We start from the raw sequence: 19,572 nt of genomic DNA on the forward strand, positions 1-19,572 counted from the left end.
AACCCGGAAGGTCCCGTGCAAAAGAAACCCGATCCCTGCTCCTTCATCATCTTCGGCGCCACCGGCGACCTGACGCACCGCCTGGTAATTCCGGCGCTCTACAATCTGGCCGCCGGCAATCTGCTGCCCGACAAATTCTGCGTGGTCGGCATCGCCCGCAAGGGCATGTCGAGCGAACAGATGAAGGACAGCCTGCTGCAGGGGCTGCGCAAGTTCGCGACCCGCCCCTTGGACGAGGCGGTCGTCGCGCGGTTGTTCGAATGTGTCACGGCAATCGAGGCCGATCCGAGCAATCCGGCATCGTTCGACGCCATGAACGAGCGGCTCGAGAAGATCGAGACGGCGCGCGGCACCGGCGGCAACCGGCTGTTCTATCTCGCGACCCCGCCGAGCGCCTTCCTGCCGATCAGCCGGGAGCTCGGCCGCACCGGCATGCTGCAGGAGAACGGCGTCTGGCGGCGGCTGGTGGTGGAGAAACCGTTCGGCACCGATCTGGCATCGGCCAGGGCGCTGAACGCCGCGCTGCTGAAGCTGATGGACGAGCACCAGATCTATCGGATCGATCATTACCTCGGCAAGGAAACGGTCCAGAACATCCTGGTGCTGCGCTTTGCCAACGGCATGTTCGAGCCGATCTGGAATCGCAACCACATCGACCACATCCAGATCACGGTCGACGAGAAGCTCGGCGTCGGTCATCGCGGCAGCTTCTACGACGCCACCGGCGCGCTGCGCGACATGGTGCCGAACCATCTGTTCCAGCTGCTGTCGCTGGTGGCGATGGAGCCGCCGGCGCGCTTCGATGCCCATGCGGTGCGTTCGGAAAAGGCCGAGGTGCTGAGCGCGATCCAGACCCAGAGCGAGCAGGAGGCGCTGAACAATTCAGTCCGCGGCCAGTATCGTGCCGGCAAGGTCGGTGACACCGAGATCGACGATTATCTGAAGATCCCCGAGGTCAGGCCGAACAGCTCGACCGAGACCTATGCGGCCCTGAAGCTGACCATCGACAATTGGCGCTGGGCCGGCGTGCCGTTCTATTTGCGCACCGGCAAGGCGCTCACCTCCAAGCGAACCGAGATCGCGATCAAGTTCAAGCGCGCGCCGTTTGCCATGTTCCGCGACACGCCGGTCGACCGGCTGTCGCAGAATTTCCTGATCATCTCGACCGAGCCGACCGAGGGCATCGAGCTGCAGTTCAACACCAAGGTGCCGGGCCCGACCATCAACATCGACGGCGTTGAGATGAAGTTCCGCTACAAGGACTACTTCAACGCCGAACCGTCGACCGGTTACGAGACGCTGATCTATGACTGCATGATCGGCGACAACATCCTGTTCCAGCGCGCCGACAGCGTCGAGGCCGGCTGGCAGGCGGTGCAGCCCTTCCTCGACGCGTGGAAGAACGCGGGCGGCCGTGGCCTGCAGCCCTACAAGGCCGGCAGCGAAGGCCCCGAGGCGGCCAACGCCCTGCTGACGCGCGACGGCCGCAGCTGGCGGAAACTCGGCTGACCATGGCCGCGAGCCACGAGCGCAAGATCATCACCGTCGCCGATCCGGCGGCGCTGGCGAAGACCGCGGCCGAACGGCTGATCGCGCGGATCGCCGCCAACGAGGCCCGGATCGCAATCTGCCTCACCGGTGGCTCCAACCCGAAGGCGCTGTATCAATTGCTGGCGACGCCGGAATATCGCGGCCGGATTCCGTGGGACCGCGTCGACTGGTTCATCGGCGATGAGCGCCTGGTGCCGCGCAAGGACCCGCTGCACAATATGAGCATGGCGCGCCAGGCCTTCCTCGACCGTTGCGCGCCTGCCGCGAATGTCCACCCTATCGCGACCGACACCGCCGATCTCAACGACCCCGACGTCAGCGCCGCCCTCTACGAGAACGAGCTGATGGCGCTCTACGGCGCCGAACAGCTCGATCCCGCGCGGCCGCTGTTCGATCTGGTGCTGATGGGCGTCGGCCCCGACGGCCACACCGCCTCGCTGTTTCCCGGCTTTCCCGCGGTCGAGGAGACCGCACGCTGGGTGGTCGGCGTGCCCAAGGCCAATGTCGAGCCGTTCGTGCCGCGCGTCACGCTGACGCTGCCGGCGCTTGCCTCCTGCCGCGAGATGCTGTTCGAGATATCCGGCGAGAGCAAGCGCGCGATCCTGACGCGGTTGTTTGCCGGCGAGGACCTGCCGGCGAACCGCGCACGATCGCTGAACGAAACCGTCTGGCTGATCGATCAGCCGGCGCTGCCGGAGGATTTCCGTGGCTGACGGGGATAATCCCTGCGCGCTGGTGGTGATGGGCGTGTCGGGCTCGGGCAAGAGCACCATCGCCGATCACCTCGCGGTCAGGATCGGCTGGCGCTTCGAGGATGGCGACAGCTTTCATCCGCCGAGCAACGTCTCGAAGATGCATTCCGGGCAGCCGCTGACCGATGAGGATCGCTGGCCCTGGCTCAGAGCCATCGCCGCGGAGATCGACCGGACCTGCAAGGCGAGCAAGCGCGCGGTGATTGCCTGCTCGGCCTTGAAGCGCAGCTATCGCGACATCCTGGTGCATGGCCGGCGCGATGTCCGCATCGTCTTCCTCGACGGCTCGCAGGAGCTGATCGCCTCGCGGCTGATCGCACGCAAGGGCCATTTCATGCCGCCGGGGCTGCTCACCAGTCAGTTCGCGACGCTAGAGCGGCCGACGCCGGACGAGCGGGCGATCACCGTCGCCATCGACCGCAGCGTCGAGGCGATCGTCGAAGACATTGTCAGCCAACTGGACCTGGACCGCCCATGACCCGCATCGCCCTTGTCGTCTCCGATGTCGACGGCACGCTCCTGACCAAGGACAAGGTTCTGACCGAGGATGCCAAGGCGGCGGTGCGCCGGCTGCACCAGGCCGACATCGGCTTCACCGTCGTCTCCAGCCGGCCGACGATCGGCATGGGCTTTCTGGTTGCGCCGCTCGCGATCACGCAGCCGATCGGCGCCTTCAACGGCTCTGCGATCGTCGATCCGCAACTCAAGCCGCTGGAGCAGCATCTGATCCCGCCTGCCGTTGCCAAGCGCAGCATCGACCTGTTGCGCGACTACGGCGTCGACATCTGGCTGTTCACCAACGACCGCTGGCTGACGCGAAACCCCGACGGCGAGTACACCGCGCACGAGCAACGCACGATCAAGCACGATCCGACCATCGTGGTGGATTTCGCGCCCTATCTCGATCAGGCCTGCAAGATCGTCGGCGCCAGCTCGGATGCCGCGCTGCTGGAGCGCTGCGAGAAGGAGATGCAGCGGATGGTCGGCAACGATGCCACCGCGGTGCGCTCGCAAACCTATTATCTCGACGTCACTCCGCCCGGCCACGACAAGGGCACCTTCGTCGAGGCGATCGCGAAACGCCTCGGCGTCGCGCTGGAGCATGTCGCAACGATCGGCGACATGCAGAACGACCTTCCGATGTTTGCCAAGAGCGGCGTCTCGTTTGCGATGGGCAATGCCAGCGACGACGTGAAGGCCAGCGCCACGCATATCACCGAAAGCAACGCGCACGACGGCTTCGCGCGCGCGATGGAGACCGTGCTGCAGCTCCGCTGACGCGCGCCCCTTGCCGATCGCCCGCGGGCGGTCTGTGATCTCTGGCACATTCCCGCAGCGCCAATCGAGCCATACTGGCCGTGTGGTCACGTCGCACTGCGTATGCGACAACTTGTCTCATGCCTGACGCTTGGTGCCGCACCGACCGGTTTGCGGTTCCCCGCGACCCATCGAAGGTACCATTTCGCCCGCCGCCAGCCGCCAAGGAGTCTCCAACCACATTTGCGTCAGTGCCGTTCGCATTCCGGAATTTTTTGACGTCGTCCGATCCCGCTTTCTCGAGTCTCGCGGATCGGCTGCCGCGAGACAGAAGGCGTCAACGTTTATTGGAGTCATGTCATGGCCGTTACCGCCAATCTCTCCGCCGGGACCCTCACCGTCACCGGCGACGCCGCCGACAATTCCATCACAACCAGCCGCGACCTCGCAGGGACCATTCAGGTCAATGGCGGCGCCGTGCCGATCGCGGGCGGCCCCTCGACCATCGCAAACACGGCGGCGATCCAGCTGCTCGGTCAGGACGGCAGTGACACCATCACGCTCGACGCCAGCAACGGCGCGCTGCCAAATGTCGTGATCGAAGGCGGCAACGCCAACGACACCGCCGACATCGAAGGCGAGGACACTGCCGAAGTGTTCACCATCGTGCCGAACGGCACGCGTGTTCAACTCAATCGGGTCGGACCCGATCCGCTCTCGGTCGATATCGGCACCACCGAAAACCTGGTCCTGCACGCCAACGGCGGCGACGATACCATCACCGCCGCCAATGGACTCTCGGCGCTGATCTCGCTGACGCTCGACGGCGGCGCCGGCAACGACGTCATCACCGGCGGTGACGGCGCCGATCTGCTGATCGGAGGCACCGGCAACGACACCGTCACAGGCGGCCGCGGCAACGACACCGCGCTGCTCGGCGACGGCGACGACACCTACATCTGGAATCCCGGCGACGGCAGCGACACCGTCGAAGGTCAGGCCGGCACCGATACGCTGCAGTTCAACGGCGCCAATATCGCCGAGAAGATCGACATCTCGGCCAACGGCTCGCGCGTCCGCTTCACCCGCGACGTCGCCAATATCGTGATGGACCTTAACGGCGTCGAGAACATCAACTTCAAGGCGCTGGGCGGCGCCGACCAGATCACGGTCGGCGACCTTACCGTCACCGACGCCCGGCATGTGACCGTCGACCTGCAGGCCAGCGGCGGCGGTGGCGACGGCGCGGCCGATACCGTCACGGTCAACGGCAACGACACTGCAAACCAGATCACCGTCAGCCAGATTGGCGCCAACGTGGTCGTGAGCGGGTTGACGGCCGATGTCACCACCATCGGGCAAGAGGGCGCCAACGACACGCTGGCGATCAATGCGCTCGGCGGCAACGACGCCATCAATGCATCCGCGTTGCCCGCCGGCCAGTTTCACCTCACCATCGACGCCGGGGACGGCGACGACAGCGTTATCGGCAGCAGTGGCGCCGACGTCATCATCGGCGGCAACGGCAATGACACCGTTACCGGCGGCCGCGGCGATGACACGGCACTGCTCGGCGCCGGCAACGACACCTACATCTGGAATCCCGGTGACGGCAGCGACGTCGTCGAGGGCCAGGTCGACACCGATACGCTGCTGTTCAACGGCGCCAATATCAGCGAGAAATTCGACATCGCTGCCAACGGCGCGCGCGTGCGGCTGACCCGCGATGTCGCCAACATCGTGATGGACCTCAACGGCATCGAAAAGATCAGCCTCCATGCCCTGGGCGGCGCCGACACGGTGACGGTCGGCGATCTCTCCGGCACCGATGCGCAGCAGATCGCCGTCGACCTGTCCGCCTCGAACGGCAGCCCCGACGGCGCGCTCGACACCGTGATCGCCAACGGTACCGCCACGGCAGATAGCATCGCCATTACCAATAGCGGCAACGACGTGCTGGTGAACGGCCTCGCCGCGCAAATCGCAGTGCACGGCCAGGATGCGACCGATGTGCTGCAGATCAACGGTCAGGGCAGCGACGATCAGATCATCGCGTCCGGCCTTGCCGCCGGCCTGATCGCGCTCAACATCAATGCCGGCGCCGGTAATGACTTCATCGCCGGCAGCGCCGGTGGCGACACCGTGACCGGCGGACAGGGCAGCGACACCGCTCTGCTCGGCGGTGGCGACGACACCTACGTCTGGAATCCCGGCGACGGCAGCGACATCGTCGAAGGCCAGGGCGGCACCGACACGCTGCAGTTCAACGGTGCCAATATCGCCGAGACGATCGATATCTCAGCCAACGGGTCGCGGGTGCGCTTCACCCGCGACGTCGCGAACATCACGATGGATCTCAACGGCGTGGAGAGGATCGCCTTCCATGCGCTTGGCGGCGCGGACCGCATCACCATTCACGATCTCACCGGCACCAACGCCAATCAGGTTCTGGTCGATCTCGCGGCCACAGCCGGCGGCAACACCGGCGATGGCGCCGCCGACACGGTGACTGTCGAGGGTACGGCCGCCGTCGACCAGATCACCGTGACTCGGAACGGCAGCAGCATCCTGGTGGACGGCCTCGCAGCCGAGGTGTCGGTGTCCGGCCAGGAAGCGGCGAACGACACGCTGACCATCGACGGCTTTGCCGGCGCCGACATCATCGACGCCTCCGCGCTCGGCGCAGGCCAGATCAAGCTCGCGATCGACGGCGGAGCCGACAACGACGTGGTCACCGGCAGCGCCAGCGCCGATACCGTGACGCTCGGCAGCGGCGACGATACCTACGTCTACAAACCGGGCAGCGGCGCCGATGTCATCACCGATTTCATCGCCGGCGCGGGCACCGACGACAAGATCGATCTCAGGCCGTTCGCGAGCCTCGGCATCCATGATCTGTCCGTGGTCCTCGCGCTCGCGGCCCAGGTGGGAGCCGACACGGTCATCAACTTCGGCGGTGGCGATACGCTGACCCTGCTTGGCGTCACCAAGGCCAATCTCAGCGACGACGATTTCATCCTCGGCGGTCCCGGCGTCACCTCGGTCACGACCTCGGGAACCGGCATCACGGCGGGGTCCGGCCTGCTCGGTGCAGGCCAGGTTGTGACCTTCACGATCACCTTCGACGAACCTGCTGTTGTCACCGGCCAACCACGGTTGCTGCTCAACGACGGTGGAATCGCCGTCTTTACCGGTGGAAGCGGCAGCACAACGCTGACCTACAGCTACGCGGTTCAGCCCGGCGAGAACACCGCCGACCTCGCTATCATCGGCACCGATCTCAACGGAGGCACGATAACGGACGGCCTTGGCAAGGACGCGGTACTGTCCGGCGCCATCGTCAATCCGGCCGGCACGCTGCAGATCGACACCATTGCGCCGCACGTGACGGCTGTCAGCGCCATACCGTCGGACGGTCACCAAGGTGTGGGATCGCTCATCACGCTCACGGTCGCCTTCGACGACATCGTCAACGTGGCCGGCGGTATTCCGACCTTGTCGCTGAACGATGGCGGCGCCGCGCATTATGTCAGCGGCAGCGGCACCGGGACGCTGACCTACCAATACACGGTCGCGGCAGGTGAAAACACCGCCGATCTCGCGGTGACCGGCGCGAGCCTCAATGGCGCCACGATCAAGGATGCGGCCGGCAACGACGCCGATCTCGCCGGCGCCGCAGTCAATCCGAGCGGCATCCTGGAGATCGACACGACGGCGCCGCACGTCACCGGCGTCGCCGCCACGCCAGCGGACGGCCATGAGAGCGCCGGATCGGTCATCACGCTCGCGGTCGGCTTCGACGAGATCGTCAATGTGGCCGGCGGCAATCCGCTGCTGACGCTCAACGATGGCGGCGTTGCGCACTATGTCAGCGGCAGCGGCTCGCAGACGCTGCTCTACCAGTACACGGTCGCGTCGGGCGAGAACGCCGCCGATCTCGCCGTGACGGGCTCGAACGCCAACGGTGCGACGATCAAGGATGCGGCCGGCAATGACGCCGATCTGACCGGCGCCGCCGTGAATCCGGCAGGTATCCTGCAGGTCGACACCGTTGCACCGCATCTCACCGACTTCGCCGCGTCGCCGGCAAGCGGCAGCCAGAGCGCCGGATCGCTTGTCACCTTCACCCTCGATTTCGACGAGACGGTGCAGGTCTCCGGCGGAACGCCGACCTTGTCGCTCAACGATGGCGGCATCGCCACCTACGACGCCGCCGCCTCGGCCTTGCTCGGCGACCAGAGCAAGCTGGTGTTCGACTACGTTGTCTCGGCGAACGACGCGCCGACGGCGTCGCTGGCGATCACCGGACTCAACACGCAGGGCGCGGCAGTGACTGACCTTGCCGGCAATCTCGCCGATCTCAGCACTGTCTCGCACGTCTTCGATGCGCTCGCGATCAACCAGAACAGTCCTCCAGCCGGCGGCAACGCCAGCGTGCTTCCGGCGTTCACGATCAACGGCTTCACGCGGCCGGAGCTGCATCTGGATGCGACCGGCCATATCGAGCTCGACGGCGCGGCCGCGGCGTTTGCTGCCCAGTACGGCCTGGAATATCTCTATCTCGGGGTGCCGCCGGGCACACCCTACCCGCCCGTTGATCTGCACTGAGGAAGGGCGGCGGGGCGATCGCCTATGTCGACCGCTGCACCGCGGGCTTCTCGGCTTCGGCCCGCGCCGCGCTGAGATTGTGCGCCGTGTTGATCAGCGCGATGTGGGTCAGCGCCTGGGGGAAATTGCCGGTCTGCCGGCCGGCGGCGGAGTCGAACTCCTCCGCCAGCAGGCCGAGATCGTTGGCGACCGCCACCACCCGATCGAACATGACTTGCGCGTTGTCGACGTCGCCTGCCAGCACATAGGCGTCGGCGAGCCACAGGCTGCACGCCAGGAACGCACCCTCGATCGGCTGGGTCTCGTCCGACACCTCGCGCGGGTCGTGGCGCAGCACGAAGCCGTCGCGCATCATATGCCGTTCGACGGCTTCGATCGTGCCGCGGATGCGCGGATCGGTCGGCTGCAGGAAACCGACCGACGGCAGCAGCAGCAGGCTGGCGTCGAGCAATTTCGAGCCGTAGCTCTCGACAAAGCTGTTCAGCTCCGCGTCGAAGCCCTTCTGGCAGACGTCGCGATGGATCGCCTCGCGCACCACCCGCCATTTGACCAGCGGCGCCTTGTAGCCGAACCGTTCCGCGCTCTTGATGGCACGATCGAACGCAACCCAGCACATCACCTTGGAGAACACGTAATGCCGGGGCATGCCGCGGCGTTCCCAGATGCCATGGTCAGGCTTGTCCCAGACATCGACGAGGTGATTGACGACGGTGCACTCCAGCGACCAGTTCTCCTCGTCGAGCTTCAGCTCGGCCATGCGCGACTGGTGGAAGGCGTCGATCAGTTCGCCATACACATCGAGCTGCAGCTGCGCATGCGCGGCGTTGCCGACGCGCACCGGCTGCGCGCCTTCATAGCCGGGCAGCCATCCGGCCTCCCATTCGAGCAGACGCCGCTGGCCCAGGATGCCGTACATGATCTGCATGTTGGCCGGAGCCCCCGCCGCCGCGCGCAGCAGCCAGTTGTGCCAGGCTACTGCCTCGTCCTTGTAGCCGGAGTTCATCAGCGCCAGCAGCGTGAAGGTGGCGTCGCGCAGCCAGCAGAACCGGTAGTCCCAGTTGCGCGCGCCGCCGAGCTTTTCCGGCAGTGATGTGGTGGGCGCCGCGACGATGCCGCCGGTCGGCCTGAAGGTCAGCGCCTTCAGCGTGATCAGCGAGCGCATCACGAGATCGCGTTGAAAGCCGTCTTCATAGGTCGAGCGGCTACACCATTCCCTCCAGTAGTCCTCGGTGTCCTGCAGCGCCGCCTCGGGATCAATCGGCTTCGGCACCGGGGAATACGAGGCGCCGTAGGTCAGCACGAACGGCACGGTCTCGCCCGCGCCGACCTCGAAGTCAGCGATCGTGGTGAGGTCCTTGCCGCGGGTCTCGATCGGCGTGCGCAGCACGGTCATGTCCTGCCCGGCGATCGCGAGCAGCCCGTCGCCGTCGGGATTTTTCCTCACCCAGGGCACGTCGACGCCGAAGCCGAAGCGCAGCACCAGCTCCATATGCATCCTGACCCGGCCGCTGATGCCGCGCACAAGTCGGACCACATCTGAGGCGTTGCCACGCGGCGGCATGAAGTCGATCAATGCCACGACACCGCCGGCGGTCTCGAACCGCGTCTCCAGGATCAGCGTGTCGTCCCAATAACGGCGCGACGTTGCGGTGATCTCGTCAGCGGGCGCCAGCAGCCAGCGGCCGTTCCGCGCGGTACCGAGCAGCGCCGAAAAGCACGCATCGGAATCGAAGGCCGGCCAGCACAGCCAGTCGATCGAGCCGTCGCGGCCGACCAGCGCCGCGGTCTCGCAATCGCCGATCAGTCCGTAGTCTTCGATGCGCGAGGCCAATTCTGTGCTCCGCCGGCTCAGCCGCCGCGCGACCGTTCGCGGGTCGCGCGCTTGAGGGCCTCGACATCGATCGCCGACGACAAATGCTCCAGCGAGACCGGAAGTCGTCGCTTCCAGTTCGGATGCTCGTAGACGGTGCCGGGAATGTTGGACTGATCGACCAGGCCGAGCAGGTCCTCCATCGACACCACCATCATCCGCGACCGGGTCCGCGCCATGAAGCTCACTACCGAATAGAGGTCGTGACCGTGGATGTCGTGGCGGCGCAGCACCTCGTCGAGCTGGCCGAGCGCGTGCCAGCGTCCCTCATCGGTCTCGCCGGGATCGATCCCGAGCGCACGCTTGGTCTTGAGGTCGCTGAACGAGCGCCAGCCGGCATAGGTCGACAGGTCATGGGTGTTGAAGGTGACGAGCGCGTCGGCAAGGTAATGGTCGGCATTGTAGAACACGCCCTGGCCGTCATGCTCGAACATCATCACCAGATAGGACCAGATGCCCCAGCCGTTCATCTGCTCTCGAAAGCCTTCGGGCACGGTGCCGAGATCTTCGCCGATCACGACGCAACGGCTTGCGACACTCTCCTGCGCGGTGACCGCCAGCAGCGCGTCGAACGGCATCAGCACATAGGCGCCGTTGGCGGGTCCGAAGCCGCGCGGCACGAGATACAGCCGCTTCAGCCCGAAAGCATGATCGAGCCTGATTGCGCCGGCATGGCGCATCGAGGCGCGCAGCATCTGTCTGAACGGCTTGAACAAGCGCAGCTCGAGGCCGGCGGCGTTGAAGCCGGCAAGCCCCCAGTCCTGCCCCGCGGTGTTGAGCGGATCCGGCGGCGCGCCGACGCCGAGCTGGCGCGAGATCGCGGTCTGTTCGTTCCAGGCATCGAACCCATCGGACTGCACACCGACGGCGACGTCGAGATAAAGCCCGACCCGCATGCCGAGCTTGTGCGCGAACGCCTGACAGGCGGCGAGCTGGCGGTCCGCGGTCCATTGCACGAATTCCACGAACTCGACCTCGGCGGCGGTCTCGCGCGCCCGGCGCAGCCTGGCGCAGGCCACATCGTCCGGCCGCCGCCATTCCTCCGGCCATTCCCACCACGGCGTATTGAGCTGGTGCCGCATCACCTCGAAGCAGGCAAAACGCGATAGCAGCGTGCCTTGCTCGCTGCGATAGGCCTCGAAATCCTGCCAACGGCCGAGGCCGGGATTGGCCTTGAACGCCGCGAACGCGGCGCGCAGCGCGCGCCATTTCAGCGGACCGGCGGCGACGTAGTCGACCATGTCGCGCGAACGCAGCTGCGCCAGCGCACCTTGCGTCTCGGCGTCGATCCGGAACTCGGGAATCTTTTCGACGTCGATATAGAGCGCGTTGAGGAACAGCCGGCTGTTCGGCGAGTACGGGCTGCAGTCGCCGGGCCGGTCGTCGAACAGCGCGTGCAGCGGATTGAGTCCGATGCCGTCGGCGCCGAGATGATGCGCGAAGTCGAGCAGGCCCCGCAAATCGGTGAAGTCGCCGATGCCCCAGTTGCGCGCAGAACGCACGCCGTAGAGCTGGACCGCGATTACCCAGCAGCGGTCGAATTCGCCGCCGAACGCGCTCTCCGGGGCAACGAGCAGCGGCAGCTCCTCGCGCGCGCCAGACGCGTCCGCGACCTGCAAGCGATGCACGCCTTCGGGCAGACCGGGCGGCCATGCCACATTGCGCTCGTGCGCCTCGCCCTGCGCGAGCACGCTTGCGCCGCTCGCAATCTTCCATTGCACCGGAAGCTGGGCAGTTTCCGACAGCGCGGTCGCGGCGGCGCGGCCGGGCCTGACGACCACGGGATGGGCGACGATCCGCCGCGGCGTCTCCGGCGGCAGCGCATCGAGGATCGCCAAGAGCGCCTCAGGGGTTGTCACACGCAGGTGACCGCTGCCGTCGATATACTCAGTCTGGATACCCAGGGTCTTGGCTTTGGCGTAAAGGTCCATGCGGCACGCTGCTGGCTTGCAACGGTATTACGACCCGCTGCTAAATTGTTCAGATACGGGAAAGGGATAGTTGATGGTCAACGCTCTACCCTATCCGGCGTTCCCGCCGGGAACCATTGCCCGGCAAGTGGCTTACTATATGGGTCTGGCGCGCCTCCTTCCCGCTGCCGGGACGGCCTTTGCATCTTGAATGGCGGCATCACCGTGAACAAAACCGCCCGACCTGTCGAGAGTGCCAGCGGCACTTTTCATATCACTGACGTTTACCCGTCGGTCGATGGCGGCCGCTTTCCGGTCAAGCGCATCGTGGGTGAACCGGTCGACGTGTGGGCCGACATCTATCGTGACGGACATGACGTGATAGCGGCCGCGCTGGCGTGGCGTCACGAGGATGGCGGTGAATGGCAACATGCGCCGATGACACTGCACAGCGACGACCGCTGGACCGGCAGTTTCGTGCCCGACCGTCCCGGCCGCTACGCCTATGCGGTCGAGGCCTGGACCGATGAATTCGCCAGCTGGCGGCATCGCTTCGAGCAGAAGCAGAAGCGCGGCACCGGCCACACGCTGGACGCGATCGAAGGCGCCGGCCTGCTGACAAAGGCGCAGGCCGGGGGCCCGGCGGCTGCGGCGGTGATCATCAGGCAGTGCGAGATCTATCTACAGACCGGCGAGGCCGGTGCATTGCTCGCGCCGGAATTGCAGACGGCGATGGCCGGCAGCCAGTTTCGCCGCGACCTGACGCGCTCGCCACTATTTGCGCTGGTCGCCGAGCGGCCGCGGGCGCGCTACAGCACCTGGTATCAGATGTTTCCGCGAAGCCAGGGCAAGGTGGCAGGCGCGCATGCGAGCTTCCGCGATTGCGTCGCGCGGCTGCCCGATATCGCGGCGATGGGCTTCGACGTCGTGCTGCTGGCGCCGATCCACCCGATCGGGCAGCAGCACCGCAAGGGCCGCAACAATGCGGCGATCGCGCAGCCTGGTGATCCCGGCAGCCCCTATGCGATCGGCTCGGCCGAGGGGGGCCACGACGCCGTGCATCCGCAGCTCGGCACGCTCGACGACTTCCGCGCCTTCGTCGCCGCCTGCCATGCCCACGGCATGGAGGTCGCGCTCGACTTCGCGGTCCAATGTTCGCCCGACCACCCCTGGCTGAAGCAGCATCCGGAATGGTTCAGGCGACGCCCGGACGGATCAATGCGCCCGGCCGAGCATCCGCCGCAGCGCTGGGACGACGTCGTCGATCCGGATTTCGGATGTGAGCAAGCCGGCGCGCTGTGGCAGGCGCTGCGCGACGTCGTGCTGTTCTGGGTCGAGCAGGGCGTGAAGATCTTCCGGGTCGACAATCCGCACATCAGGCCGCTGCCGTTCTGGGAATGGCTGATCCGGGAGGTGCAGCGCCACGACGCGGAAGTCTTGTTCCTGGCGGAAGCCTTCGCACGGCCGAAGCTGATGAAGGGGCTCGCCAAGCTGGGCTTCTCGCAATCCTACAGCTATTTCACCTGGCGCACCCAGCGCTTCGAGCTCGAGCAGTATCTCGGCGAGTTGATCGGCTATCCCGAGCGTGACTTCTTTCGGCCGAATTTCTTCGTCAACACGCCGGACATCCTGCCCTTCCATCTGCAGGGCGGCACACCCTGGATGTTCAAGTCGCGTCTCGCTCTGGCGGCGACGCTGTCGAGCAGTTACGGTATCTATAGTGGCTTCGAGCTGTTGGAGCATGCCCCCATCCCAGGCCGGGAGGAATATGCCGATTCCGAAAAGTACCAGATCAAGGTCCGGGACTGGGACAGGCCCGGGAACATCAAGCCCTATATCGCCGCGCTCAATCGGATCAGGCGCGGCAATTCGGCCCTGCAACAGACGGCCAGTTTGCGCTTTATCGGCATTGAGGACGGCAATTTGATCGGCTTCGTCAAGCAATCGGTCGACCGGAGCAACGTGGTCGCGGCCGTCATCGCCTTGTCGGGCGAGGCGCGCGAGGTCTGGCTTCCGCTCGGCGACGTCGAGATCGGCGATCGTCCGGTCGCGGCCGTGGAGGATCTCGTCAGCGGCGAACGCCACGCACTCGAATGGGGGGGCCTGCGCCTGCGCATCGACCCGGAGCGCGATCCCGCGCTGCTGCTGCGCTGCATGGCCTCGAGGGAGCCGACATGAACGTATTCTCCTCCATCGACATCAAGGAGAAGGTCGCGACCGAGGCCACCGACAAGCTGTGGTACAAGGACGCGATCATCTATCAGCTGCACGTCAAGGCCTTCGCCGACAGCAACAATGACGGCATCGGCGATTTCGCGGGGCTGACCGAGAAGCTCGGCTATTTGCAGGACCTCGGCGTGACCACGCTGTGGCTGCTGCCGTTCTACCCCTCGCCCGGCCGCGACGACGGCTACGACATCGCCGACTACGGCGACATCAATCCCGATTTCGGGACGATGAAGGATTTCAAGCGCTTCATCCAGGAAGCCAAGAAGCGCGGCCTGCGCGTCATCACCGAGCTCGTCGTCAACCACACCTCGGACCAGCACGCCTGGTTCAAGCGCGCCCGCCGCAGCCCGCCGAATTCGAGCGCGCGAAGCTGGTACGTCTGGAGCGACACCGACCAGAAATATCTCGATACCCGCATCATCTTCACCGACACGGAGAAGTCGAACTGGACCTGGGATCCGGAAGCCGGCCAGTTCTACTGGCACCGCTTCTTCTCGCACCAGCCGGATTTGAATTTCGACAATCCCCGCGTGGTGCGGGCCATCGTGCAGGTGATGAAGCGCTGGCTCGACACCGGCGTCGACGGTTTCCGGCTCGATGCCATTCCCTATCTGTGCGAGCGCGACGGCACCAACAACGAGAACCTGCCGGAGACGCATGCCATCATCAAGCGGCTGCGCCAGGAGCTTGACGCCTACGCCAAGGACAAGGTGCTGCTCGCCGAGGCCAATCAATGGCCGGAGGATGTGCAGGAATATTTCGGCCATGGCGACGAGTGCCACATGGCCTATCACTTCCCGCTGATGCCGCGCATCTACATGGCAATCGCCCAGGAGGACCGCTTCCCGATCACCGACATTCTGCGCCAGACGCCGGATATTCCGCCGGCCTGCCAATGGGCGCTGTTCCTGCGCAATCACGACGAGCTGACGCTGGAAATGGTCACCGACGTCGAGCGCGATTATCTGTGGTCGACCTACGCCAACGACCCGCGCGCCCGCATCAATGTCGGCATCCGCCGCCGCCTTGCCCCGCTGATGGACAATGACCGGCGCAAGATCGAGCTGATGAACTCGCTGTTGCTGTCGTTCCCGGGCACGCCGATCATCTATTACGGCGACGAGATCGGCATGGGCGACAACATCTATCTCGGCGACCGCAACGGCGTGCGTACGCCGATGCAATGGTCGCCGGACCGCAACGGCGGCTTTTCGCGCGCCGATCCCGCGCGGCTGTATGCCCCGATGATCATGGATCCGGTCTACGGCTACGAGGCCGTCAATGTCGAGGCGCAGTCGCGCAGCCTGTCGTCGCTGCTGTCTGCGACCAAGCGGCTGATCGCGGTGCGCAAGTCGACGCTCGCATTCGGGCGCGGCACCATGACCTTCATCCGCCCGGAGAACCGCTCGGTGCTGGCCTATGTCAGGCAGTACAATGGCGAGGTCATCCTGTGCGTCGCCAACCTGTCGCGCTCGGCGCAGGCCACCCAGCTCGACCTGTCGGCCTTCAAGGACCGCATTCCGCTCGAGATGCTGGGACGCACGCGCTTCCCGGCGATCGGCGAACTGCCCTACATGATCACGCTGGCGCCCTACGGCTTCTACTGGTTCCAGCTGCAGGAGCGCGACAAGTCCGAGCCGGTGACGCCGCGCGCGGTGCCGGAGTTCGAGACGCTGGTGGTGCCGCTCAATTCCACCTGGACCTCGCTGGCGCGCGAGCGCGGCGTGTTCGAGCGCGACGTGCTGCCCGGCCATCTCGCACGCACGCGCTGGTATCCGGAGCATTCCGCCAAGGCGATCCAGCCGACACTGGTGTCCGCGATCCCGTTCTGCGATATCGGCGACAACCGGCCCTGGCTGATCTTCTTCGAATCCACCGAGCGCGGCACCACCAGCCGCTACGTGCTGCCGATGCAGATCGAGTGGGTGCGCTTCGATCGCGAGCGCTACAACCCGCGCGCCTTCGCCGCCGTGCGCCAGGGCGCCCGCGAGGGCACGCTGCTCGATGTCGCGACCGACCAGATCTTCACCGGGCTGTTCCTGCGCAATCTGCGGGAGAACCTCGTGGTCGACGAAAGCGAGCAAGGCCTCAAGCTCGAGTTCAAGCCGACCAGCCGCTTTGCCGACAGACCCGTGCGCCAGCCCGAGCGCATCCGCGTGTTCGAGAACGATCAGCCGCATTCGACCGCGCTGGTCGACAACGACTACGTCACCAAGATCTACCGGAAGCTCGAGGTCGGCATCAATCCGGAGATCGAGATCTGCCGTTTCCTCACCGAAGTGGTGAACTTTCCCAACAGCCCGGCCCTGCTCGGCACCGCCGAGCTGGTCGAGGGCGACAAGCGCAGCGCGATCGCGGTGCTGCACGCCATGGTGGTCAACCAGGGCGATCTCTGGACGGTGGCGGCCTCGCACCTCGATCGTCTGGTCGAGAAGCAGCGGCTGCTCGCAGCGAGCGAGCAGGCGGCGGAGAACGTCGATGAGGCCGGCTATTTGCGCCATCTGGCGCAAGCCGGCAAGCGCCTCGCTGAGTTGCACATCGCGCTCGCCAGCAACCGCGACCTGCCGGATTTTGCGCCTGAGCCGACCCGGCCCGAGGACCTGCAGCGCTGGAACGACGAGATCATGGCGCGCGCCGAGCGCGTGTTCGACTCGCTGAAGCAGCGCCGCGACAGCATGAAGGACGGCGACCGGCTGCTCGCCGACGAGCTGCTGGGCCGGCACGACATGCTGCCGGAACGGCTCAAGGCGCTGCTGCCGCGCGAGACCGACGGCTTCAACATCCGCCACCACGGCGATCTCCATCTCGGCCAGTTCCTGATCGTCAAGGACGACATCTTCATCATCGATTTCGATGGCGGGCCGGGCCGCACCATCGCCGAGCGGCGACGCAAGGCACCGGCCGCGCGCGACGTCGCGGGCCTGCTGCGCTCGATCGACTATGCCGCGAGCGCGGCGCTGGAACGCACGCTCAAGGTCGCCCCCGACGAGAGCGGCAGGTTGAGCCTTGCGTTGGCCGAATGGCGCGACCAGGCCGCGGATACGTTCCTGGCGGCCTATCGCGAAGCCATGGCCGGCCAGCGGCTGTGGCCCGCCGACGCCAAAACGGCCGAGCGCCTGCTCAGCCTGTTCCTGATCGAGAAGGCGTTCTACGAGGTCGAATATGAACTCGCCAACCGGCCGGATTGGCTGCGCGTGCCGCTGACCGGCCTGCTGAGGATCCTGGCGCAACAGCCGCATGAGGTTGCATGAGCAAGCTGCCCGCCGAGGCCTATGCGATCATCGAAGGCCGCCACTCCGATCCCTTCCATTATCTCGGCCTCCACACCGAGGGCGACCGCAACGTCGTGCGCGCCTTCCTGCCGGATGCCAGCGACGTCGAGGCGATCGGCGAACACGGCGAGGCGGCGCCGCTCGCCCGGATCCACGACGCCGGCCTGTTCGCGGGTCCGCTGCCGAACGGCTCCAAGCGCTATCAGCTCCGCGCCCGCTTCGGCGACAATGTCGTCGAGCTCGAGGACGCTTACCGCTTCCCGCCGATCCTCAGCGACTTCGATCTCTATCTGCTCGGCGAAGGCACCCATCAGCGGCTCTACGACACGCTCGGCGCGCATCCGATGACGCTCGACGGCGTCGACGGCGTCGGCTTCGTGGTGCTGGCGCCGAACGCGCGGCGCGTCAGCGTGGTCGGCGACTTCAATTTCTGGGACGGCAGGCGGCATCCGATGCGGGTGCGCGGCGTCGGCTACTGGGAGCTGTTCATCCCGCGCGCCCGCGTCGGCGACCATTACAAGTTCGAGGTCATCGGACGGAACGGCCAGCATCTGCCGCTGAAATCGGACCCGATGGCATTCGCCGCCGAGGTCCGCCCCAAGACCGCGTCGATCGTGATCGATGAGCGCAACATTCCGCACCCGCGCCCGGCGCCCGATCGCGTCAACGCGCTGAGCTCGCCGATGTCGATCTACGAGGTCCATCTCGGTTCATGGCGGCGCAAGGGCCAGAATGAATGGCTGACCTATCGCGAGATGGCGGAACAGCTTCCGGCCTATGCCCGCGACATGGGCTTCACCCATATCGAATTCCTGCCGATCTCGGAGCATCCGTTCGACGGCTCCTGGGGCTACCAGCCGACTGGCATGTTCGCGCCGACCAGCCGCTTCGGCTCGCCCGAGGATTTCGCCGCCCTCGTCGATGCGTGCCATCGCAAAGGTCTCGGCGTGCTGCTCGACTGGGTGCCGGGGCATTTCCCCGACGATCCGCATGGCCTCGGCCATTTCGACGGCACAGCGCTGTACGAGCACGCCAACCCGTTGCAGGGCCGCCATCTCGACTGGGGCACGCTGATCTACAACTACGGGCGCACCGAGGTCACAAACTTCCTCGTGTCGAACGCATTGTTCTGGCTCGACCGCTACGGCATCGACGGCCTGCGCGTCGATGCCGTCGCCTCCATGCTCTACCTCGACTACAGCCGCCCCTCGGGCGGCTGGATCCCGAACAAATATGGCGGCCGGGAAAACATCGAGGCGATCGACTTCCTGCGCCGCTTCAACACCGAGGTGTTCGCGCGCTTTCCGCAGGCGACGACTGCGGCAGAAGAATCCACCGCATGGCCGCAGGTGTCGCGGCCGGTCGAATATGGCGGGCTCGGCTTCGGCTACAAGTGGAACATGGGCTGGATGCACGACACGCTGAAATATATCGGCAAGGATCCGATCCATCGCAAATATCATCACGGCGACATCCTGTTCGGCCTGCACTACGCGTTCTCGGAAAACTTCATCCTGCCGCTGTCGCATGACGAGGTCGTGCACGGCAAGCGCTCGATCCTCGGGCGGATGCCCGGCGACAACTGGCAGCGCTTTGCCAATCTGCGCGTCTACTACAGCTTCATGTTCGGACATCCCGGCAAGAAACTGATGTTCATGGGCTGCGAGTTCGGCCAGGAGCGCGAGTGGAACCACGACTATTCGATCGATTGGCACTTGCTTGATCAGCCGCAGCACAGCGCCATCCAGAACCTGGTCCGCGATCTCAACCGTCTCTATCGCGCGGTGCCGGCGCTGCACGAGCTCGACTGCGACCAGGCCGGCTTCGACTGGGTGATCACCGACGACGCTGCCAACAACGTGTTCGCGTGGCTACGCAAGGGCAACGATGCCCGCGCGCGCTGCCTGGTGGTCGCGAACTTCTCGCCCAACGTCTATCGCGACTATCGCGTCCGCGTGCCGTTCGCGGGCAAGTGGCACGAGGTGCTCAATTCGGACTCTACGCATTACGGCGGCACCAATGTCGGCAATGCCGGCGAGATCCGCGCTGCCGAGGGTGCAACACCGGAGCTCAGTCTCACGATTCCGCCGTTGGCCGCGATCTTCCTCGTACCGGAAAGCTGA

Annotated in this window: 10 protein-coding genes; 8 read left to right on the top strand and 2 right to left on the bottom strand. The window is 65.7% G+C overall.

Going from position 1 to position 19,572, the window contains the following annotated elements; genetic code table 11:
* Positions 1–15 precede the first annotated feature (15 nt).
* The 5 genes from zwf (at position 16) to J6500_RS25255 (ending at position 8,168) form a co-directional block, all read left to right on the top strand.
* The gene (zwf, locus tag J6500_RS25235; RefSeq protein ID WP_225715401.1) at positions 16–1,509 is read left to right on the top strand and encodes a glucose-6-phosphate dehydrogenase; all 1,494 of its coding nucleotides are present in this window, start codon (positions 16–18) and stop codon (positions 1,507–1,509) included.
* Positions 1,510–1,511: 2 nt separating this feature from the next.
* On the top strand, positions 1,512–2,264 hold the full coding sequence (gene pgl, locus J6500_RS25240) for a 6-phosphogluconolactonase (protein WP_225715402.1): 753 nt from the start codon (positions 1,512–1,514) through the stop codon (positions 2,262–2,264).
* Between the two features lie 28 nt (positions 2,265–2,292).
* On the top strand, positions 2,293–2,781 hold the full coding sequence (locus J6500_RS25245) for a gluconokinase (RefSeq protein ID WP_249781659.1): 489 nt from the start codon (positions 2,293–2,295) through the stop codon (positions 2,779–2,781).
* On the top strand, positions 2,778–3,581 hold the full coding sequence (locus J6500_RS25250) for a Cof-type HAD-IIB family hydrolase (RefSeq protein ID WP_225715404.1): 804 nt from the start codon (positions 2,778–2,780) through the stop codon (positions 3,579–3,581). Before J6500_RS25245 ends, J6500_RS25250 begins: the two co-directional genes overlap by 4 nt.
* A gap of 339 nt (positions 3,582–3,920) precedes the next feature.
* Positions 3,921–8,168: a beta strand repeat-containing protein gene (locus J6500_RS25255; protein ID WP_225715405.1), complete on the top strand. Its 4,248-nt coding sequence runs from the start codon at positions 3,921–3,923 to the stop codon at positions 8,166–8,168.
* Between the two features lie 22 nt (positions 8,169–8,190).
* Here the strand turns inward: J6500_RS25255 and J6500_RS25260 are convergent, their stop codons facing one another.
* Positions 8,191–9,999 (bottom strand): glycoside hydrolase family 15 protein, encoded by a 1,809-nt coding sequence (locus tag J6500_RS25260; protein ID WP_225715406.1) that lies wholly within the window; start codon positions 9,997–9,999, stop codon positions 8,191–8,193.
* A 17-nt stretch (positions 10,000–10,016) separates the two neighbouring features.
* Positions 10,017–11,969: a 4-alpha-glucanotransferase gene (gene malQ, locus J6500_RS25265; RefSeq protein ID WP_225715407.1), complete on the bottom strand. Its 1,953-nt coding sequence runs from the start codon at positions 11,967–11,969 to the stop codon at positions 10,017–10,019.
* A 204-nt stretch (positions 11,970–12,173) separates the two neighbouring features.
* Here malQ and J6500_RS25270 point away from each other — a divergent pair, with 204 nt between their 5' ends.
* The 3 genes from J6500_RS25270 to glgB are packed head-to-tail and all read left to right on the top strand — an operon-like array spanning position 12,174 to position 19,572.
* Positions 12,174–14,126 (top strand): alpha-1,4-glucan--maltose-1-phosphate maltosyltransferase, encoded by a 1,953-nt coding sequence (locus tag J6500_RS25270; protein ID WP_225715408.1) that lies wholly within the window; start codon positions 12,174–12,176, stop codon positions 14,124–14,126.
* Positions 14,123–17,428, top strand: a complete 3,306-nt coding sequence (treS, locus tag J6500_RS25275; RefSeq protein ID WP_225715409.1) for a maltose alpha-D-glucosyltransferase — start codon at positions 14,123–14,125, stop codon at positions 17,426–17,428. The genes J6500_RS25270 and treS overlap by 4 nt, the downstream gene beginning before the upstream one ends.
* Positions 17,425–19,572 carry a 1,4-alpha-glucan branching protein GlgB gene (glgB, locus tag J6500_RS25280; protein ID WP_225715410.1) on the top strand — a complete coding sequence of 716 codons (2,148 nt, stop codon included), beginning with the start codon at positions 17,425–17,427 and terminating at the stop codon, positions 19,570–19,572. The genes treS and glgB overlap by 4 nt, the downstream gene beginning before the upstream one ends.

This window comes from Bradyrhizobium semiaridum (assembly GCF_020329505.1).
Lineage (GTDB): Bacteria > Pseudomonadota > Alphaproteobacteria > Rhizobiales > Xanthobacteraceae > Bradyrhizobium > Bradyrhizobium semiaridum.

What these genes read in the sequence shown, in the direction of transcription:
- malQ (WP_225715407.1), bottom strand. Translation starts at nt 11,969, where the DNA reads ATGGACCTTTACGCCAAAGCCAAGACCCTGGGTATCCAGACTGAGTAT.
- glgB (WP_225715410.1), top strand. Translation starts at nt 17,425, where the DNA reads ATGAGCAAGCTGCCCGCCGAGGCCTATGCGATCATCGAAGGCCGCCAC.
- pgl (WP_225715402.1), top strand. Translation starts at nt 1,512, where the DNA reads ATGGCCGCGAGCCACGAGCGCAAGATCATCACCGTCGCCGATCCGGCG.
- J6500_RS25255 (WP_225715405.1), top strand. Translation starts at nt 3,921, where the DNA reads ATGGCCGTTACCGCCAATCTCTCCGCCGGGACCCTCACCGTCACCGGC.
- J6500_RS25245 (WP_249781659.1), top strand. Translation starts at nt 2,293, where the DNA reads ATGGGCGTGTCGGGCTCGGGCAAGAGCACCATCGCCGATCACCTCGCG.
- J6500_RS25250 (WP_225715404.1), top strand. Translation starts at nt 2,778, where the DNA reads ATGACCCGCATCGCCCTTGTCGTCTCCGATGTCGACGGCACGCTCCTG.
- treS (WP_225715409.1), top strand. Translation starts at nt 14,123, where the DNA reads ATGAACGTATTCTCCTCCATCGACATCAAGGAGAAGGTCGCGACCGAG.